An 18,701-nucleotide genomic window follows, 5' to 3' on the forward strand; every position below is an offset into this window, starting at 1 on the left:
CCTAAATTTATTTTTTATTTGCTATTATATGAGCCAAAAAATTAAGAAAATTGCAGTTTTAACCTCGGGAGGAGACTCTCCTGGAATGAATGCTGCCATCCGATCTGTTGTTCGTACATGTGCTTATCACAAAATATCTAGTGTAGGAGTTTATAGAGGCTATGAAGGACTTATTGATGGAGATTTTGTTGAATTAGATGCCCGAAGCGTTCGTGGTATTATCAATAAAGGAGGTACGTTTCTTAAATCTGCACGAAGCAAACGTTTTATGACCAAAGAAGGTCGTAAAATAGCATTTGATAAACTTACAAAAGCAGGTATTGATGCCATTGTTTTGATAGGCGGAGACGGTACGTTTACAGGAGGACTTGTTTTTAATACAGAATATGGTTTTCCTGTGATGGGAATCCCAGGAACCATTGATAATGATATCATTGGTACCGATAGAACATTGGGGTATGATACGGCTTTAAATACAGCTGTAGAAGCCATAGATAAAATACGAGATACCGCACACTCACACGATCGCCTATTCTTTGTTGAAGTAATGGGGCGTGATGTAGGGCATATTGCATTAAATGCAGGGATTGGAGCAGGAGCAGAAGAGATTCTAATCCCAGAAGAAGATATGGGAATCGATCGATTGGTAGAGTCTTTGGAACGCAGTAAGAAAAGTGGAAAATCTTCTAGTATTGTTGTCGTAGCAGAAGGGGATAAAATAGGAAAAAGCGTTTTTGAGCTTAAAGACTATGTTGATCAAAATCTTGAAGAGTATGATGTACGTGTTTCTGTTTTAGGGCATATGCAACGAGGAGGATCTCCTACGTGTTTTGATCGTGTGCTTGCGAGTAGAATGGGGGTAAAAGCCGTAGAATCTCTTTTAGAAGGGAAAAGTAATTATATGGTAGGAACCATACATGACAAGATGGAACTTACCCCACTTGAAAGAGCTATAAAAGGAGAATCAAAAATTAATAAAGAATTGATACGTGTGTCAGACATCATGACCACATAAATTTAATATAAAGAGAACTAAGAAATGGGAAATTTAAAATTAGGAATTAACGGATTTGGACGTATAGGTCGTATCGTTTTTAGAGCAACTGTAAAGCGTGATAATGTAGACGTAGTCGCTATTAACGATTTATTAGATGTAGAGCATTTGGCATATCTATTAAAATACGATTCTGTTCATGGACGTTTTGACGGTGACATTTCTGTTAAAGATGGAAACCTTGTTGTAGATGGGAAAACCATACGCATCACAGCTGAAAGAGATCCTAGAAATTTAAAATGGGATGAGGTAGGAGCCACGGTTGTAGCAGATTGTACTGGAATATTTACAACCTTAGAAACCGCTGACTATCACATACAAGCTGGAGCTAAAAAAGTCGTTATCTCTGCACCTTCTAAAGATGCTCCAATGTTTGTTATGGGGGTAAATGATGAAAAATTAACAGCAGCAGATACCATTGTGTCTAATGCCTCTTGTACTACAAACTGTCTTGCTCCTCTCGCAAAAGTAATCAATGATAATTGGGGACTTAAAGAAGGATTAATGACAACTATACATGCCACCACAGCGACTCAATTAACCGTAGATGGTCCTTCTAAAAAAGATTGGAGAGGTGGTCGTTCGGCCCTTAATAATATCATTCCAGCATCTACAGGAGCTGCTAAAGCAGTAGGAAAAGTACTTCCTGAGGTAGATGGTAAATTAACAGGGATGGCATTTAGAGTTCCTACGGTAGATGTTTCGGTGGTTGATCTTACGGTTCGTACAGAAAAAGAAACATCTTTAGAAGAAATCAAAAAAGTATTTAAAGCAACTTCTGAAGGAGCCATGAAAGGTATCTTAGGCTACACAGATGAAAGTGTGGTATCTCAAGACTTTGTAAGTGATGATCGTACTAGTATTTTTGATGCAGGAGCCTCTATAGAATTAAATGCTACATTCTTCAAATTGGTTTCTTGGTATGACAATGAGTTTGGATATTCTAACAAACTTGTAGACCTAGCTGAAAAAGTAAACAATCTATAAATAATAACTGTTTTGCTTGATGAGTATAGATGATTCATCAAGCAAAACTTTCTGAATAATCATTCGTGCTATATGATTTTAGTAGTTGATAGTGGATCTACCAAGACCGACTGGATCGCCTTAAGTGAAGAGGGTACTATGTTATTCCAAACACAAACATTAGGTCTAAATCCGCAGGTGTTGTCACAAGAAATATTAACAGAGCGTATCGTTAATAATTTTGAATTATATAAGCATAGAAATGATGTAAGTCGTCTGTATTTTTATGGAGCCGGCTGTGGGGTAGAAAAACCTCGTAAACTTATATATGAAGTCTTTGATGAATTTTTTAAAGAGGCGCAAGAGATTATCGTTAAAGAAGATACCTACGCAGCATTGTATGCTACGGTTGATACCGAGGCAAACGAAAAAGCGATTATTTGCATCTTAGGAACAGGATCTAATTGTAGTTACTACAACGGGCATGATATAGAGCAAAAAGTAATTTCCTTAGGCTATATCCTTATGGATGATGCTAGTGGAAACTATTTTGGAAGGCAATTACTTAGGGATTTTAAGTTTAACAACATTCCTAGTGATCTCGCTACAAAATTTGAAAATGCTTTTGATTTAGGTTCTGAAAATATTAAAAATAACTTATACAAGAGTCCAAATCCTAATACATACTTAGCAACTTTTGCGCGTTTTTTAATCGAAAATAAAGATCATGACTATTGTCAAGACTTGATCCGTAAAGGACTTTCTTTGTTTATTGAGAATCAAATCTTTCAGTATGAGAATGCAAGAGAAGTTACCGTGCATTTTGTAGGTTCTATTGCTTTTTATTTAGAAAAAGAACTTTCTATTCTTTTAAAGGAATATGGATTAAAAAAAGGCAAGGTTTTAAAACGTCCTATCGACGGATTGGTACAGCATCATAAGACACATATCCTTCATAAATAAGAGACTACAATAAAAATAAAATAAAAATCCCGCTCCTAGATAGAAGCGGGATTTTTTTGTGATCTATTTTTTACTTAACCGCAATAACAGAAATTTCTACATTCACATATTTGGGGAGGTTGGCGACCTCTACCGTTTCTCTAGCAGGTGCCGTTTTTTCATCAAAATATGTCCCATATATGGCATTAATCGATGCAAAATCATTCATTTTATTTACAAATATGGTGGACTTGACTACATGTTCAAAGGTCATACCAGCTGCGGCTAAGACAGCTTTTAAATTTTCCATCACTAGTTTTGTTTCGTCCTTGATATTTCCTTCAAAAAGTTCGCCTGTTTTTGGATCTATGGCAATTTGCCCAGAGGTATACAAGGTGTTTCCAGAAAGTACCGCTTGGCTATAAGGACCTATAGGTGTTGGCGCATGAGGTGTTACGATTATTTTTTTCATATTGTATAGTTTTCACGCCTGCCTACCGGTAGGCAGGAAAGAGAATTTAAAAGTAAAGTTACTAAATCACGGGATGATAAATAGATTTTCTATTTATAATATATCCTTAAGATGATAAGATTTCTGATGCTCTACGTAGTGGGAGAGACTATATTCTTAGTTAAAAAGTCTTGATTTCTGTAGCGTAGCGATCTTGGTTCTGGCTTTTTGAAACGGATTCTTGACTTTTTTGCGCTAAAAAAGTATCAATAGGTCTTCCTTAAAGTCGTTCATCTGGCGCACGACGTTTGTCATACTTAATATCACTAAGAATACTTCCTTTAATTCCGATAAAGAAGTTCCAAGAAGAACGGTTACTAAAAGGTACCCAGTTAAAGCGTAAATTCCAACTTTCTAGATCTCTCCCAAACTGCAAAGACGTAAACGTAAATCCAGGATTGGCAAGGTCAAACCCAGAAGATCCTCCAACAGTCCAGCGTTTTCCAAGTTCTACATCACCACTAAAAACCAGTGAGTGTGTTCCTATATTATTTTGTCGGGAGTTATTCACATAACTCACCTCATAAGAAACACGTAAATTCCAAGGGATTTTAAAATTGTAAAACTCTACTTCTTGCTCTTCCTGGTCTTCATCATCTTCTGGTAGGGAATTACCATTTCCAGTGATATCGACACCTCCGCCAAATAAATCATCGGGTCTTCCCCCTGCGGCAAAAGTTTGGTTTTCTGTTCGGTCAAGGTTTTTATCCTTGTCTTTTCCAAAATCTCTGCTAGAAAAGTTATAGCCAAAGTTGGCGCGCGCTCCCGTGATTCTAAAGAGGCTTCCACCGTTGTTGATGTTCAGTCTATTGATCCGTCTGTTATTACTATTTAGGGCATAAATATCTAAGTTGGCACTAAAATTAATTTCTAACTTATTCTCTATGATAGGAATTGCTCCACTCACGGATATAGGAGCTAGTTTTAAACTATCTGCTGTAATATTGTAGGATGTTCTAAAATTGAAGTTACGCAAGAGCGCAATTTTTCGATATTCTTCTGTGGCAGCGGTATCTTTGTCTTTAACTTTTGCTTCAATAACATTGCTAACTCCTAACGATATGGAGGCATTTTGTCGATTGCTGGGAGCGCCTAATAAGCTGCCTTCAAATCTAGAAAACTCAACAGTTTCGGTAAGTTCTGTTGCCGTAGGATCATTAGGATCTGTACGTTGGTAACTATCAAAAAACTGATCAAAAGCAGGGGTATAACTAATCCCCACATTTGGGCGTATCACATGACGTATGGATTGTATTTTACTGCCTTCTTTAAAAGGGAAAATCCCATAAATAGTCGTTCCTAAACTAGCACTTGTCCCATAAGTTCTATAAGACGCAATTCCATTTATTGTATCCCTTACAACCTCTCTGTTTTCTTCATCAAAGGATTGATCTATCGTCGTAAAAACAGTATTTTCTGTGTAGTTAGCCCCCACAGTAGCACTTATGTATTTAAATACTTTAAAGTTGGTTGAAATCGGAATGCTCTGTTGTATGCTTGAACGCCCATCTTTAAACATTTCTGATGTAAAAAAGAGGCTATCTGTAGTTACATATTGGTTATTGGCACGTAAAGAGTAATTAAAATTAATGTTTTGAAAAATACCTTTTTTCGCTCCTGTTTTTGGAGCAAATGGGAAAATACGATCTACGTTTAGTTGTGCCGACGGAAGTGTTAAGTTAATGACTTCTGTTTGTGAATTCTGAGAGTGCTGGGCTGCTACGGTTAGATTAATAGGTGTTTTCCCAGTAAATGTCCGAGAGTAAGAAACCGAAGAACTAAAATTATTATTCAAGAAATTACCCGTATTACTTTGGTTGAGCGATTGCTGGAAAAAGTCACTACTTCCTAAATTCACAGAAGCAGAGAATCGGCTATTGGGACTTGCTTTTGGATCCTGTGAGTGGGTCCACCGGATGTTATAGGTGTTCCGTTCAGAAAAATCTGGTAATCCACGCTCACTCGCTAATATTTTTTCAAAATTAAAACTTAAACGTCCATTAAATTGATAACGTAATCTATAATCAGAATCGGCACGTATCGCATAACTACCATTGGTATAATAATCACCAGTAACCGCAAGATTGTAAAAATCACTCAGCGCAAAATAATACCCTCCGTTTTGCAAGAAATAGCCTCTTTGTCTGGTTTCTCCAGGACTAGGTACAATAAAACCAGAAACACTTTTTTGTTTGTCCAAAGGGAAGAACGCAAAAGGAAGTCCGATAGGGGTTGGTACATCTGCGATGTACATATTGGTAAGACCTGTCACTAATTTTTGTCCTGGGACAAATTTTACCTTTCTAGCATAAAAGTAATATTCTGGGTTGTCTAAATCTTTACTCGTTGTAATTTTTACATTACTCATAAAAACTACAGAGTCATTGACACGTTTACTAACTTCAGATTTTATATTAATGTCTTGACCCGCGGCTCCTTCAACTCTAGAACCATAGATCAGCGCTTTTTCTGAGTCAAAATTAAATTTAATTGAATCGGGTTTTACCTCATTGATCCCTTGTTTAAAGATGGGAATCTGCGTATACACCCCACTAGAATCTTTGATTCCTTTTGCAAAAACAGTATTGTTCTCATAATCTAAGATGATCTCTCCGGCATTGATTTGGATATCTTCATAAATCACTTCGGCTTCGTTGTACAGGAATATTTTTTTCTTGCTACGACTTATGCGCTCATAATCGGTAGCTTTGTAGGTCACTTTATCTGTAAGCGGTTCTTTTTTTACTTTTACTGAATCGGTACGTACACTATCTCTTACTATACCAGTGGTGTCTTTGAGGGTTTGCTTTCGCGAAAGCGTACTCACATTCTCCTCAATAGCTTTGGTCACTGTGCTATCAATCTTTTTTGCTGGGATGGCATTATTGTTGGTTGGAAACTCCTGTGCCGTTAGCAAAAATGGACTAAGCAGGAGTAAACAAATGAGGAAAGAAAAGTGTACAGTTTTTGTTTGCAATGGGATTAATCCTATTTTTGTGTGACAAGCATCATTTATGAGTGTCAAAATTACGTATATTTTTTGGGTTGAAATTCAATTCTTGTAATTTTGAAAATAACCAGTGAACAATTTACGTTAGCTATTGTATAATATGGCTAACTAACGCTTAAAAGATTAGATTTTGATGAAAAGGATGCGTAATTTGATTTCATTTAGTATTTATTTAACGCTACTCTTGAGTTTTGTTACTATAAATGCCAATTCTTTAACACAAAATCCACCTAAAAAAAAGTTCAAGGTGGTACTTGATGCGGGTCACGGAGGTAAAGACCACGGAAAACCGTCTAAAACGGGATCTCCAGAAAAAGATATAGCCCTTAAGATCGTACTTGCTCTTGGAAAAGAACTTGAGAAGAATAAAGATGTTGAGGTGATCTACACACGCAAAAAGGATGTCTTCATAGACTTACATGAAAGAGGCAAGATCGCAAATAGAGCAGAAGCAGACTTATTTATCTCTGTACACTGTAATGCGCACACTTCCCAAGCGTATGGAGCAGAAACTTATGTGCTTGGTTTACATCGTAATGGTACAAATCTTGACGTGGCAAAAGCTGAAAACTCGGTGGTGTTTCTAGAAGAAAATTATGAAGAAACCTATGCGCAATATGACTTGAACTCTCCAGAATCTGCGATAGGATTGGAATTGATGCAAGAAGAATTTTTAGATCAAAGTGTATTTCTAGCCTCTTTAGTACAAGACAACTTCAGAAAAAAATTAAAGCGCAAAGATCGTAGCGTAAAACAGGCAGGTTTTATTGTATTACATCAAACCGTAATGCCCAGCGTACTTATAGAGACAGGGTTTATTACAAATACCCAAGAAAGAAAATATTTAAATTCTTCAAAGGGACAGCAAGCATTGGCAAATGCTATCGCCTCTGCAGTTACAGAATATAAAAGCAGAGTATTTAGTTATTTAGATAATGAAGCGATTGCAAACCAAGAAAAAGAAGAGAAAATAGAAGAAGTAAAAAGTACGGTGCCTGATAAAATTGTAGAAGGGGTTACATTTAAGGTGCAATTGGCAGCAAGTAAAACGAAGTTAGATACCCAACCTTACAATTTTAAAGGGCTTAAAGAAATAACTCGTACTAAAAAAGATCGCTTGTACAAATATTATTATGGAGAGACCTCCAACTACACGGAGATTCAAAGAAAACTAGAAGAGGCAAAAGCAAAAGGCTACAGCACGGCTTTTATTGTTTCTTTCGAGAAAAATAATATCCAAGTCCCATTAAAACAAGTGTTAAATTAATGATTCCTTAAAGGGAAGATGCTTTTTAAATTCCTACATTTGTTGTTTGTTTAAAATACTATATGTTTAAAATTTCAAGAGAAGTCAGAACAGGAATACTCGCCATTGTAGCACTTGTGATTCTTATAGGTGGTTACAATTACCTTAAAGGGAAAAATTTACTTGATAAGAATAGAAACTTTTACGCCTTGTATGACAATGTAGAAGGGCTTGCTCCAGGGGCTAGTGTGACCATCAATGGTCTTACTGTTGGAAAAGTAATCTCGATTAAATTTGCAGACAAAACTGGAAAATTGATAGTGCATTTTGATGTTGTAAATGATTTTGAGTTCTCAAATAAAAGCATTGCAAGAGTGTATGGTATTGGTTTTATAAGTGGGAAAAACCTTGCGATTATCCCGAGTTATGAAGGCGAACTCGCAAAAGACGGAGATACCCTTACCTCAGAGATCGATACGGGGATTATGGAGTTAGTTACTGATCGCCTAGAACCCCTTCAAGCCGTTATTGAATCTGCTATTAATGATACCGATTCTTTGGTAAAGTCCTTTAATAGAGTGATGGATGTAAAAACGCAAAATAATTTAAAAGAAGCCATTGCAAACTTCTCATACATTTCAAGAGAGTTAAAAACAACATCACAGTCTATGAATGGGCTATTGGCCGATAATAAAGAAAAGATTAATGGTACCATGGCAAATTTTGAGGAGATCTCCACCAATTTTGTCAAGATATCAGATTCACTTTCTCAAGTAGAGATAGGAACGATGGTAGCAAATATTGAAAAATTAACCTCAGATTTTGAAGTAATCGCAAATAATTTAAAAACTGGTCAAGGAACGGCAGGAAAGCTTTTGCAGGATGACCAAGTTTACGTAAATTTGGAACGTACCACAAAGCAGATGGAATTGTTGCTACAGGATATGAGATTAAATCCGAAGCGATATGTACATTTCTCACTTTTTGGTAAAAAAGCAAAGGAGTATAATCCACCTAAAGACTCGTTACGTTAGGGGGATACTAACGAACGATTATGCAATACATACCTAACATTATATTTTTGATCATCCTTGTTCTAGGGATTGGTTTTTTTACAAAAAATAGTAGAAAATTATTCCGCAATATCAAACTCGGAAAAGAGGTAGATAGATCGGATAATAAGTCTTTACGCTGGCGTAATATGGCTAAGATTGCTTTAGGGCAATACAAAATGGTCAAACGTCCTATCTCAGGAATCTTACACGTTATTGTGTATGTAGGGTTTATCATTATCAATATAGAAGTATTAGAGATTATCATTGATGGTCTTTTTGGAACACACCGCATCTTCGGATTCTTAGGTGGGTTGTATGATTTCTTAATCGGAAGTTTTGAGATTTTAGCGTTCCTCGTATTTGTAGCAGTAATCATATTCTGGGCGCGACGTAATGTGATACGATTAAAACGTTTCTTAAGTCCAGAGATGAAAGGGTGGCCTAAAATGGACGGAAACCTCATTCTCTATTTTGAAATGGTATTGATGACACTATTCTTAGTCATGAATGCCGCAGATTTGCAATTGCAAACCATCGGAGCAGCTCATTATGCGTCTGATGCAGGCATCGTAGGTTCTTTTCCAATAAGCCAATACATAGCACCTTTATTTGAAGGGATGTCAGAATCTTCGCTTATTGTTTTAGAGCGAAGCGCTTGGTGGTTACACATCGTAGGAATCTTAATATTCCTAAATTATTTATACTACTCTAAGCATTTACATATTTTACTAGCCTTCCCAAATACATGGTATGCGAAGTTAAAACCTAAAGGAGAACTTGATAATCTGGATGCAGTGACCAAAGAAGTAATGCTCATGATGGATCCCAACGCCGACCCATTTGCTGCACCTGCCGAAGAGGAAGGTGATCCAGAAAAATTTGGAGCGAGTGATGTGATCGACTTAAACTGGGTACAATTGATGAATGCATATAGTTGTACAGAATGTGGTCGTTGTACAAGTGAGTGTCCAGCCAATCAGACAGGGAAAAAATTATCACCTCGTAAAATTATGATGGATACCCGTGATCGTTTAGAAGAGGTAGGCAAAAACATAGATGAAAATGGCTCTTTCCAGCCTGATGGAAAGCAATTACTAGACGATTATATCAGTAAAGAAGAATTATGGGCATGTACCACCTGTAATGCATGTACAGAAGCATGTCCTATAGGAATAGATCCATTGAGTATTATTATGGATATGCGTCGCTATATGGTGATGGAAGAAAGTTCAGCACCAAGCGATCTGAATAATGCCATGACCAATATTGAAAACAATGGAGCACCGTGGCCATTTAATCAAATGGATAGAGCAAATTGGGTAAATGAAAGCTAAACACTGGTTCATACTATCCTTTCTATGCGTTCCCTTTGTAGTAAGCGCACAACATAGCTGGAGAAAAGATAGCTTGCAATTTAAAGTGTATACCCGAATATTTTTTAGCGAACAAAAACAAATAGATTCTGTAAAAGTTCAAAAGATCACCTGCGATTATTGTTCCCAAAAACAAGTATTAGCATTATCAGAAGAAGCCTTACGCAGAGCAAGAATGGATCTTAATGATCCGAACCTAAAAAAAGAAGGAGTCCACGTACAGGCTCATTTTATACGAATAAGTAAAGAAGATTTTAAATCCATAAATCATAAGCAAAACAAGAAATGAAAAAGGAAGACGTAGACAAGTTATTGAGCGAGAAATTAGAAAATGGGGAACATATAAGCCCAGTACTTCCTGACGGTATTAAAAATTACCTAATTGATATTGATGGGACTATCTGTGACGATATTCCAAATGAAGAGCCAGAACGTATGCTCACAGCAGAAGTATATCCAGATGCATTAAAGACCCTAAATAATTGGTATGATCAAGGTCACATCATTTGTTTCTTTACTTCGCGTACCGAAGAGCATAGAGGCTACACAGAAACATGGCTAAAAAAACATGGATTTAAGTATCATAGCTTATTAATGGGAAAACCAAGAGGAGGGAACTATCATTGGATAGATAACCACCTTGTAAAGGCGACGCGTTACAAAGGTAAATTTACAGAGTTAGTAGATAAAGAAGTAACCATTCAGGTTTTTAAAGATTAGATCATAATAATTTGGCTTTCCTGCCTACCAGCAGGCAGGCGCGAAAGCAGAAACATATACTATGAGTGAACCACTAAGAGTACCTACCATGGCCGAATATATGGCACAAGGCAAGCAACCTGAAGTATTATTTTGGGTAGGTTGTGCCGGTAGTTTTGACGATAGAGCAAAAAAAATAACCAAAGCTTTTGCTCGTATCTTAAACAAAGCAAATGTTGATTTTGCCGTATTAGGAGCTGAAGAAAGTTGTACAGGAGATCCCGCAAAAAGAGCGGGAAATGAGTTTCTATTCCAAATGCAAGCAGTCACTAACATTGAAGTGCTGAACGGATATGAAATTAAAAAAATTGTAACCGCTTGTCCGCATTGCTTTAATACCCTTAAGAATGAATATCCGTCTCTAGGTGGTAACTATGAAGTCGTGCACCATACACAGTTTTTGAAATCCTTGCTCGAAGATGGACGTTTGACAGTAGAAGGAGGAAAGTTTAAAGGGAAACGAATTACGTTTCATGATCCCTGCTATTTAGGACGTGCCAATAATGTGTATGAGGCACCACGTGACCTTTTACGTAAACTCGAAGTAGAATTGGTAGAAATGCGCAAATGTAAAACCAACGGTCTCTGTTGTGGTGCTGGTGGCGCACAAATGTTTAAAGAACCAGAGCCTGGAAATAAAGACGTCAATATAGAACGTACCGAACAAGCGCTAGAAGTAAAACCAGATATCATCGCTGCGGGATGCCCATTTTGTAACACCATGATGACTGATGGGATTAAAAACAAAGAAAAGGAAGACAGCATTGAAGTGATGGACGTAGCAGAAATGATTGCTGCCGCAGATGAACTTTAACAACACGAGATGAAGTCCAATAGCAAGAAAAAGACAACGTTCTCCCTCATTGATTTTATTTCCTATCCTGGAGGTTTAATTATCTTGATTGTAATGATCCGACTTTTGTATCGGTACATTAAATACGATTCTTTTAGTTTATTCTAAATAAATAAAAAACCATATGCTAGTAGATTTTAGCACCCTTTCTGATCAATCGCGCGTTTGGATTTATCAAAGCGATAAAGCTTTTACGGAAGAACAAGTGGGACAGCTTGAAAAAGACCTATCTACCTTTCTTACATCGTGGACAGCACATGGAGCAGCGCTCAAAGCGGGCTTTGAGGTGAAATATAAGCGCTTTATTATTATTGCTTTAGATCAATCAGAAGCGACGGCAAGTGGGTGTTCTATAGACAGCCAAGTACGCTTTATACAGGCCATGCAAGAGAATTTAGGGGTTGATCTTTTGGATAAAATGAATGTGACTTACTATCAAAACGATCGAATTCATTACAAGAACCTTATCGATTTTAAAAAGATGGCTAAAGACGGTGCTGTCGGTAAAAAAACCATTGTGTTCAATAATCTAGTGACCAATCTAGAAGAATACAAAAATCACTGGGAAGTTCCCGCCATCGAAAGTTGGCATAGTCGTTTTTTAAGAAAGTAACTTTTTTTGTTCTTTTTCTTGACTTATATATACGTTTTTACTTTTTCTGACGCTATATAATACTACATTTGATGTTCAAATGGGTATAAACATGGTTAATAATATTTTGTTAACTTTTTATACGCTTTCGCGAAAGCGGAACCATTCTTAGTAAATTCGTTATACCCGACTTACTTCTTTATAGCTATAGATATGTATGTAAAGAAGCGAGTAACATAGCGATTTGTTACACATAATTATTGATATATGCAGTTTAGGAAATACCTACTTTTTCTTAGTTTTAGTTGCCTCCCATTTTTTGCGCTTGCGCAGCAGTCTTACCCGCTTTATACAAATGATATAGAGTCACAACGTAAATGGGTGGATAGCGTATACACCAATATGACCGTAGATCAGCGTATCGGACAGCTGTTTATGGTGGATGTTTTTTCAAGTGACCCCAAAGCAAAAGTCGATAAGATACGTACGCTTATTAAAGAGCAGCATATAGGAGGGATTATTTTTTCTAAAGGGGGACCTTTGCGACAAGCGAAGCTAAATAATGAATTCCAAGCATTAGCGAAGACTCCTTTGTTAATAGGAATGGATGCTGAGTGGGGACTTTCTATGCGATTAGATAGTACCTATGCATTTCCGTGGAATATGACTTTAGGAGCCATTCAAGATAATCGTATTGTTAAACAAGTAGGCGAACGTGTGGGAGAACACTGCAAACGTCTAGGTGTACACATTAATTTTGGTCCTGTGGTTGATATTAATGTCAACCCTGCCAATCCTATCATTGGAAATCGTTCATTTGGAGAAGATAAGATAAACGTTACCGAAAAAGCCGTTGCCTTTTTAGAAGGGATGCAAAGTACAGGCGTACTAGGAAGTGCTAAGCATTTCCCCGGTCATGGGGATACTGATCAGGATAGTCATAAAACACTACCAACACTAGATTTTACCTTAGAGCGTCTTAAGAATATAGAGATGTATCCGTATAAGCCTATTATAGAAGCAGGAGTGGCTAGTGTGATGGTGGCTCATCTAAACGTACCCAATCTAGTTCCTGAAAAAGGGTATCCTACCTCTATTTCACCTACGGTAGTGACCAACATCCTCAAAGATAGCCTGAGTTTTCATGGCTTGATCTTTACCGATGCACTCAATATGAAAGGTGCTTCTAATTTTAAAGAAGCAGGCGAAATTGATCTCGCTGCTTTCAAAGCAGGAAATGATATCCTATTGATTAGTAGCGACGTGCCTGCTGCGGCTTTAAAAATTAAAATTGCATTAGAAAAAAATGAAATTACAGAAGAACGTTTGGCGCATTCAGTAAAAAAAATCCTCTATGCAAAATATAAAGTGGGTTTATCAAAGTATACGCCTGTATCGACTAAAAATCTAGTGGCAGATTTGAATACGACCCTAGATGATGTGGTGTATAGTGCTGCAATTGAAAATGCATTGACCATCACAAAAAATAAAAATGACATCCTTCCTGTAAAGAATTTGGACGAAAAGAAAATTGCCTATGTCTCTCTTGGTGATGATTCAGGAAGTCATTTTTTAGAAGAAATGCGTAAGTACGATCAAGTGACTCATGTAAAAGCAGCGACTCTTGACGAAATGATGACCAAACTGAAAAAGTATAACTACGTCATTGTTGGTTTTCATAGATCCAATGATAACCCATGGAAATCGTATGCTTTTACAGATAAAGAAAAAACGTGGCTTTATAAAATCGCAGGTGCCCATGATGTGGTGTTAGATCTATTTGTACGTCCGTATGCGATGTTAGATTTGTCAACAACAGAAGATATAGAGGGTATTATTCATAGTTATCAGAATAGTGAAATTGCGCAGGAGAAAAGCGCCCAACTTATTTTTGGTGCGATTCCCAGTAAAGGAAAGCTTCCTGTTTCTTTGACAAATGCACCTGCAGGCACAGGTTTTGAATCAGGAACGTTACGCCGATTATCTTATGGGATTCCAGAAGAAGTAGGTATGAGTTCTGATAGTTTACACAAGAAAGTAGATGCGCTTGTTCGCTCAGGGCTTACACAGGCTATGATGCCAGGAGCACAGGTACTTATTGCACGAAGAGGGAAGGTGATTTACAACAAAAACTTTGGATATCATACCTATACAAAAAAACGTCGAGTAACCTCAGATGATGTCTATGACGTGGCTTCTATGACCAAAATATTGGCCTCTTTACCTTTGATCATGGAATTGCGAAGCCAAGGCTCTATTTCGCTAGATGATACCTTAGGCGAATTAATACCTGAGCTTAAAGGGACCAATAAATCAAACATTACCTTACGTAAAGCCTTATCACATTATGCACGTTTTAAAGCGTGGATTCCTTTTTATCTGGCAACAATGGATTCGGTGACCAAAAAGCCATCTAAAGACTACTATCGTGCTGCCTACTCCAAAGAATTTAACATTAAAATAGCCGATGAGATGTATCTCCGAAGTGACTATTCAGATACGATCATACGACGTATCGGAGAGAGTGATTTGAGAGACAGGCTTTCCTATAAATATAGTGACTTACCGTATTATTTGATAAAGAAATTTCTAGAAGATTATTATGGTAAAGATCTCAATAAACTGACCTCAGAACGATTTTATAGTTCTATGGGGGCAAACAGAACAGGCTATAAACCATTGGATCGATTCTCAAAAAAATCCATTGTACCGTCAGAAAATGACACCTATTGGCGTAATCAAAAAGTACAAGGCTATGTGCATGATATGGGCGCAGCCATGCAAAGCAATATAGGAGGACATGCTGGGTTATTTAGCAATGCCAATGATGTGGCAAAGATGATGCAGATGTATCTCCAAAATGGCTATTATGGAGGCAAACGGTATATCTCTAAAGAAACGCTAGAGGAGTTCAATACTTGTACCTATTGTGATAAAAATGTGCGAAGAGGGGTTGGTTTTGACAAACCTCAATTAGAAGGAAGTGGTCCAACTTGTGGCTGTGTCTCTATGACGAGTTTTGGGCATAGCGGTTTTACAGGTACTTATACATGGGCAGATCCAGAAGAGGATTTGGTCTATGTATTTTTATCCAATCGCACCTTTCCTACGATGGAAAATCGTAAATTAGTCACGTCGGGATTGCGCACAGATATTCAAGAAGCGATCTACGAATCTATTATTGATTAGTTCGCTTTCAGCAAAGCTGAAGTTTATGCTGAGCATAGCCGAAGTACGAAAGCAAAAAAAGAAATACATGAAAATTGCTATAGTTTGTTATCCGACCTTTGGAGGAAGTGGTGTTGTCGCGACAGAGCTAGGAATAGCGCTCTCTAAACGAGGACATGAGGTCCATTTTGTTACGTACAAACAACCCGTACGATTGGCATTGCTCAATGAGCGTATTCACTTTCACGAAGTAAACGTACCGGACTATCCATTATTCCATTACCAGCCGTATGAGTTGGCGTTGTCGAGTAAACTAGTGCGTATTATAAAGAAACACAAGATTGATATCTTGCATGTACATTATGCGATACCGCATGCCTATGCAGGCTATATGGCAAAAGAAATGCTTAAGGAAGAAGGAATCCATGTACCTATGGTAACCACCCTTCACGGGACAGACATTACCCTTGTGGGAAGTCATCCTTTTTATCGTCCAGCGGTAAGCTTTAGTATTAATAAAAGTGATGTCGTAACCTCAGTATCAGAAAGTCTCAAAACAGATACCTTACGCCTTTTTGATATTAGCCGACACATAGATGTTGTCCCTAATTTTATTGATATGGAGGCAACCAATCATGAGTTCACCGATTGTCAGCGTGATTTAATGGCGCATGAAAATGAACGTATCATCACCCATATTAGTAATTTTAGAAAAGTAAAGCGCATTCAAGATGTCATCGAAGTATTCTATCGAGTGCAACTTGAATTGCCTGCAAAATTACTAATGGTTGGAGAAGGTCCCGAACGAGAAGACGCAGAACAACGCGTCAAAGAATTAGGCATTGAAGACAAAGTTCGCTTTTTAGGAAATAGTAATGAGATCGATAAGATTTTATGCTTTTCAGACCTCTTCTTGTTACCCTCAGAAGCAGAGAGTTTTGGACTCGCCGCATTAGAAGCCATGGTCAATGAAGTTCCTGTAATTTCTAGTAATGCTGGGGGAATTCCAGAGGTAAATATTGACGGTGTGACAGGCTACCTCTCTAATGTAGGAAACATCGCAGATATGGCACAGAATGCCATCCGAATCTTGCACGATGATAAAACATTACGCACGTTTAAAGACAACGCAAGACGCGAAGCCGCCAAGTTTGACATCCATAACATTGTACCCTTGTATGAAGAGTTGTATGAAAAGGTGTTGGTGAATAAGGTGTGATTTTTTTTAGAGTCTATTAAACTTTTGTTGTTCTTTTTAGTCTTAGGGGTATGACTAAACACACCTTTATGAAAAACCTCCTATTGATTTTTGTAACATTCCTTCTTTTTTCTTGCTCAGATGATACTAATTCAGACATATCTGAAGATGTAACTCCCGATGTAGAAACGGAAACTACCTACCAAGATTTTATTGCATTAGATTTTGATAACTTAATTTCCTATACGCCTTTAGACCTACCAGAACATTTTGATGTTGCACTCAACCTAACAAATACACCAGCTAACAATCCCATAACAAATGAAGGTGCAGCTTTAGGACGTGTGTTATTTTATGATAAGAGTTTAAGTTTCAACAATACGGTTTCTTGTGCTAGTTGTCATAATCAATCACGAGGCTTTGATGACCCAAATAGATTTAGTACTGGCTTTGAAGGGGGCGAAACAGATGCTCATGCTATGCGTTTATTAAATGCACAATATTATCTTGGTGAAAACTTTTTTTGGGATCGTCGAGCAGAGACTTTAGAGGCACAAACAACACAACCTATTCAAAATAGTGTGGAAATGGGATTTGACGTAACTCACGGAGGATTTGAAGCTGTTATCACAAAATTAAACAGCGGTGAGTATTATCCTGAATTATTTACAATAGTATATGGTGATGCGGTTATTACTGAAGAAAGAATTCAATTTGCATTAGCTCAATTTATAAGAGCGATGGTTTCTTCAAATAGTGCATTTGACGATGGTTTTGCACAAGTATACAATTCAAATGCTCCTGATTTGGGTGTAACACAGGATTTTCCTAATTATACCGAAGAGGAAAATTTAGGAAAAAGACTATTTATAAATTCACCGCCACAAGGAGGAGTAGGTTGTGCTTCTTGTCATCAAGTACCAACATTTGTATTAGGTCCAAACTCAAGAAGTAATGGGCTTGACCTTGGGGAAACTACTATTTTTAAATCTCCATCTTTAAAAAGTGCTAGTCGTTCTACACATTTTATGCATGATGGTCGTTTTGAAAGCTTAGCAGAAGTAATAGAACATTATAATAGCGGAATACAAATGGGCCCTGCATTAGACAACCGTTTGATTACTCCTAACAACACTCCTATACAATTAAATCTTACAGATCAAGAAAAAAATGCACTTGCAGCTTTTATAGAAACCCTTGTCGATACAACTATAGAAAACGATCATCGATTTAGTGATCCATTTATTAATTAATCAGAAATATATATTGGTTTTATTGCTTTGTCCTAAACTTGACAGCGCATAATGAGTCCTTTTACTATGCTGAGTAATTATGAGATTTTATAGGCAACCCGTTTTCTTACCTAGGAGTGGGCTCTTTATTCGGTTGTGTTGTTGTTATCGTATCCCTTTCGTTTTTAGGTCAGTGTGCACTTCTTGAGTACCATGAATTTCTTTTCCGAAGCTTATATCAATTTCATATTCAATTCGGTATTTGTTCAGGACTTCATCTATGTTGTTTTTTTTGATTTTCGCAACCTCGATTTCTTGTCGGTATTTATTTAAAGTTCCAAATGCCATTCCGAGAGGTGCAAGTCCAACTCCCATAATAATTAGTGGAACCGTTGAAATGACTCCGCTGTCTAATGCGTACGTTCCTAACAAATATCCACCAATAATTACGGTGATTCCTACTGCCAAGAAAACGATAAAGTATGCGTACGTTAGTGCTTTTTTTCGCTTGATATTATGGTATTCAATATTTACCATTTTTAGTTTATTCTCAAACTTTTCATTCAGCTTAATTTTAGCACAGGTACCATTGAATTCAGGTTTACGGTCAGTTAATCCGCAAGTTGTGCCTATTTTCAGATCCTTTTTTTGGTGATCACATAGATCGCAATGTCTCGATGGATTCATTTAGTTAGGCTCGGTTTTTTAATTTGAGTTTGATTAGTAATTTAGTTATTCTCTA

General features: G+C 37.2%; 16 protein-coding genes. 13 read left to right on the forward strand and 3 right to left on the reverse strand.

The annotated features are described in order from the left end of the window. Positions 1-28 precede the first annotated feature (28 nt). From pfkA to ACFO3O_RS11625, 3 genes are all read left to right on the forward strand, one after another. On the forward strand, positions 29-1,015 hold the full coding sequence (gene pfkA / locus ACFO3O_RS11615) for a 6-phosphofructokinase (RefSeq protein ID WP_379978932.1): 987 nt from the start codon (positions 29-31) through the stop codon (positions 1,013-1,015). Positions 1,016-1,039: 24 nt separating this feature from the next. Then, positions 1,040-2,041, forward strand: a complete 1,002-nt coding sequence (gap, locus tag ACFO3O_RS11620) for a type I glyceraldehyde-3-phosphate dehydrogenase (protein ID WP_379978934.1) — start codon at positions 1,040-1,042, stop codon at positions 2,039-2,041. A gap of 72 nt (positions 2,042-2,113) precedes the next feature. After that, complete coding sequence (locus ACFO3O_RS11625; RefSeq protein ID WP_379978936.1) at positions 2,114-2,983, forward strand: N-acetylglucosamine kinase; 870 nt, start codon at positions 2,114-2,116, stop codon at positions 2,981-2,983. Between the two features lie 70 nt (positions 2,984-3,053). Here ACFO3O_RS11625 and ACFO3O_RS11630 read toward each other — a convergent pair whose 3' ends face one another. Both ACFO3O_RS11630 and ACFO3O_RS11635 read right to left on the reverse strand, forming a co-directional pair. Then, positions 3,054-3,434 carry a RidA family protein gene (locus ACFO3O_RS11630; RefSeq protein WP_379978938.1) on the reverse strand — a complete coding sequence of 127 codons (381 nt, stop codon included), beginning with the start codon at positions 3,432-3,434 and terminating at the stop codon, positions 3,054-3,056. A gap of 259 nt (positions 3,435-3,693) precedes the next feature. Continuing rightward, the gene (locus ACFO3O_RS11635; protein WP_379978940.1) at positions 3,694-6,498 is read right to left on the reverse strand and encodes a putative LPS assembly protein LptD; all 2,805 of its coding nucleotides are present in this window, start codon (positions 6,496-6,498) and stop codon (positions 3,694-3,696) included. Between the two features lie 118 nt (positions 6,499-6,616). Between ACFO3O_RS11635 and ACFO3O_RS11640 the strand changes: the two genes are divergently transcribed. The 10 genes from ACFO3O_RS11640 (at position 6,617) to ACFO3O_RS11685 (ending at position 17,980) form a co-directional block, all read left to right on the forward strand. Continuing rightward, positions 6,617-7,750, forward strand: coding sequence for an N-acetylmuramoyl-L-alanine amidase family protein (locus ACFO3O_RS11640; protein WP_379979078.1), 1,134 nt, complete (start codon positions 6,617-6,619; stop codon positions 7,748-7,750). Between the two features lie 62 nt (positions 7,751-7,812). Further along, the gene (locus ACFO3O_RS11645; RefSeq protein WP_379978942.1) at positions 7,813-8,763 is read left to right on the forward strand and encodes an MlaD family protein; all 951 of its coding nucleotides are present in this window, start codon (positions 7,813-7,815) and stop codon (positions 8,761-8,763) included. A gap of 20 nt (positions 8,764-8,783) precedes the next feature. Continuing rightward, positions 8,784-10,118, forward strand: a complete 1,335-nt coding sequence (locus ACFO3O_RS11650) for a 4Fe-4S dicluster domain-containing protein (RefSeq protein ID WP_379978944.1) — start codon at positions 8,784-8,786, stop codon at positions 10,116-10,118. Continuing rightward, a complete protein-coding gene (locus ACFO3O_RS11655) occupies positions 10,108-10,446 on the forward strand; it encodes a hypothetical protein (protein WP_379978946.1) in 339 nt (112 codons plus the stop codon). Before ACFO3O_RS11650 ends, ACFO3O_RS11655 begins: the two co-directional genes overlap by 11 nt. Beyond that, positions 10,443-10,877, forward strand: a complete 435-nt coding sequence (locus ACFO3O_RS11660; RefSeq protein ID WP_379978948.1) for an LNS2 domain-containing protein — start codon at positions 10,443-10,445, stop codon at positions 10,875-10,877. The genes ACFO3O_RS11655 and ACFO3O_RS11660 overlap by 4 nt, the downstream gene beginning before the upstream one ends. Positions 10,878-10,938: 61 nt before the next feature. Then, the gene (locus ACFO3O_RS11665) at positions 10,939-11,730 is read left to right on the forward strand and encodes a (Fe-S)-binding protein (RefSeq protein WP_379978950.1); all 792 of its coding nucleotides are present in this window, start codon (positions 10,939-10,941) and stop codon (positions 11,728-11,730) included. A 163-nt stretch (positions 11,731-11,893) separates the two neighbouring features. Beyond that, entirely contained in the window at positions 11,894-12,382 is a 489-nt protein-coding gene (locus ACFO3O_RS11670) for an ABC transporter ATPase (RefSeq protein ID WP_379978952.1), read from the forward strand. A gap of 246 nt (positions 12,383-12,628) precedes the next feature. After that, on the forward strand, positions 12,629-15,550 hold the full coding sequence (locus tag ACFO3O_RS11675) for a glycoside hydrolase family 3 N-terminal domain-containing protein (protein ID WP_379978954.1): 2,922 nt from the start codon (positions 12,629-12,631) through the stop codon (positions 15,548-15,550). Positions 15,551-15,617: 67 nt separating this feature from the next. Next, positions 15,618-16,748 carry an N-acetyl-alpha-D-glucosaminyl L-malate synthase BshA gene (gene bshA, locus ACFO3O_RS11680; protein WP_379978956.1) on the forward strand — a complete coding sequence of 377 codons (1,131 nt, stop codon included), beginning with the start codon at positions 15,618-15,620 and terminating at the stop codon, positions 16,746-16,748. Between the two features lie 68 nt (positions 16,749-16,816). Then, positions 16,817-17,980, forward strand: a complete 1,164-nt coding sequence (locus tag ACFO3O_RS11685) for a cytochrome-c peroxidase (protein ID WP_379978958.1) — start codon at positions 16,817-16,819, stop codon at positions 17,978-17,980. A gap of 144 nt (positions 17,981-18,124) precedes the next feature. On the opposite strand, the gene ACFO3O_RS11690 is transcribed toward ACFO3O_RS11685, so the two are convergent. Continuing rightward, the gene (locus ACFO3O_RS11690) at positions 18,125-18,646 is read right to left on the reverse strand and encodes a hypothetical protein (protein WP_379978960.1); all 522 of its coding nucleotides are present in this window, start codon (positions 18,644-18,646) and stop codon (positions 18,125-18,127) included. Positions 18,647-18,701 lie beyond the last annotated feature (55 nt).

This window comes from Dokdonia ponticola (assembly GCF_042653865.1).
Classification (GTDB): Bacteria; Bacteroidota; Bacteroidia; order Flavobacteriales; family Flavobacteriaceae; genus Dokdonia; species Dokdonia ponticola.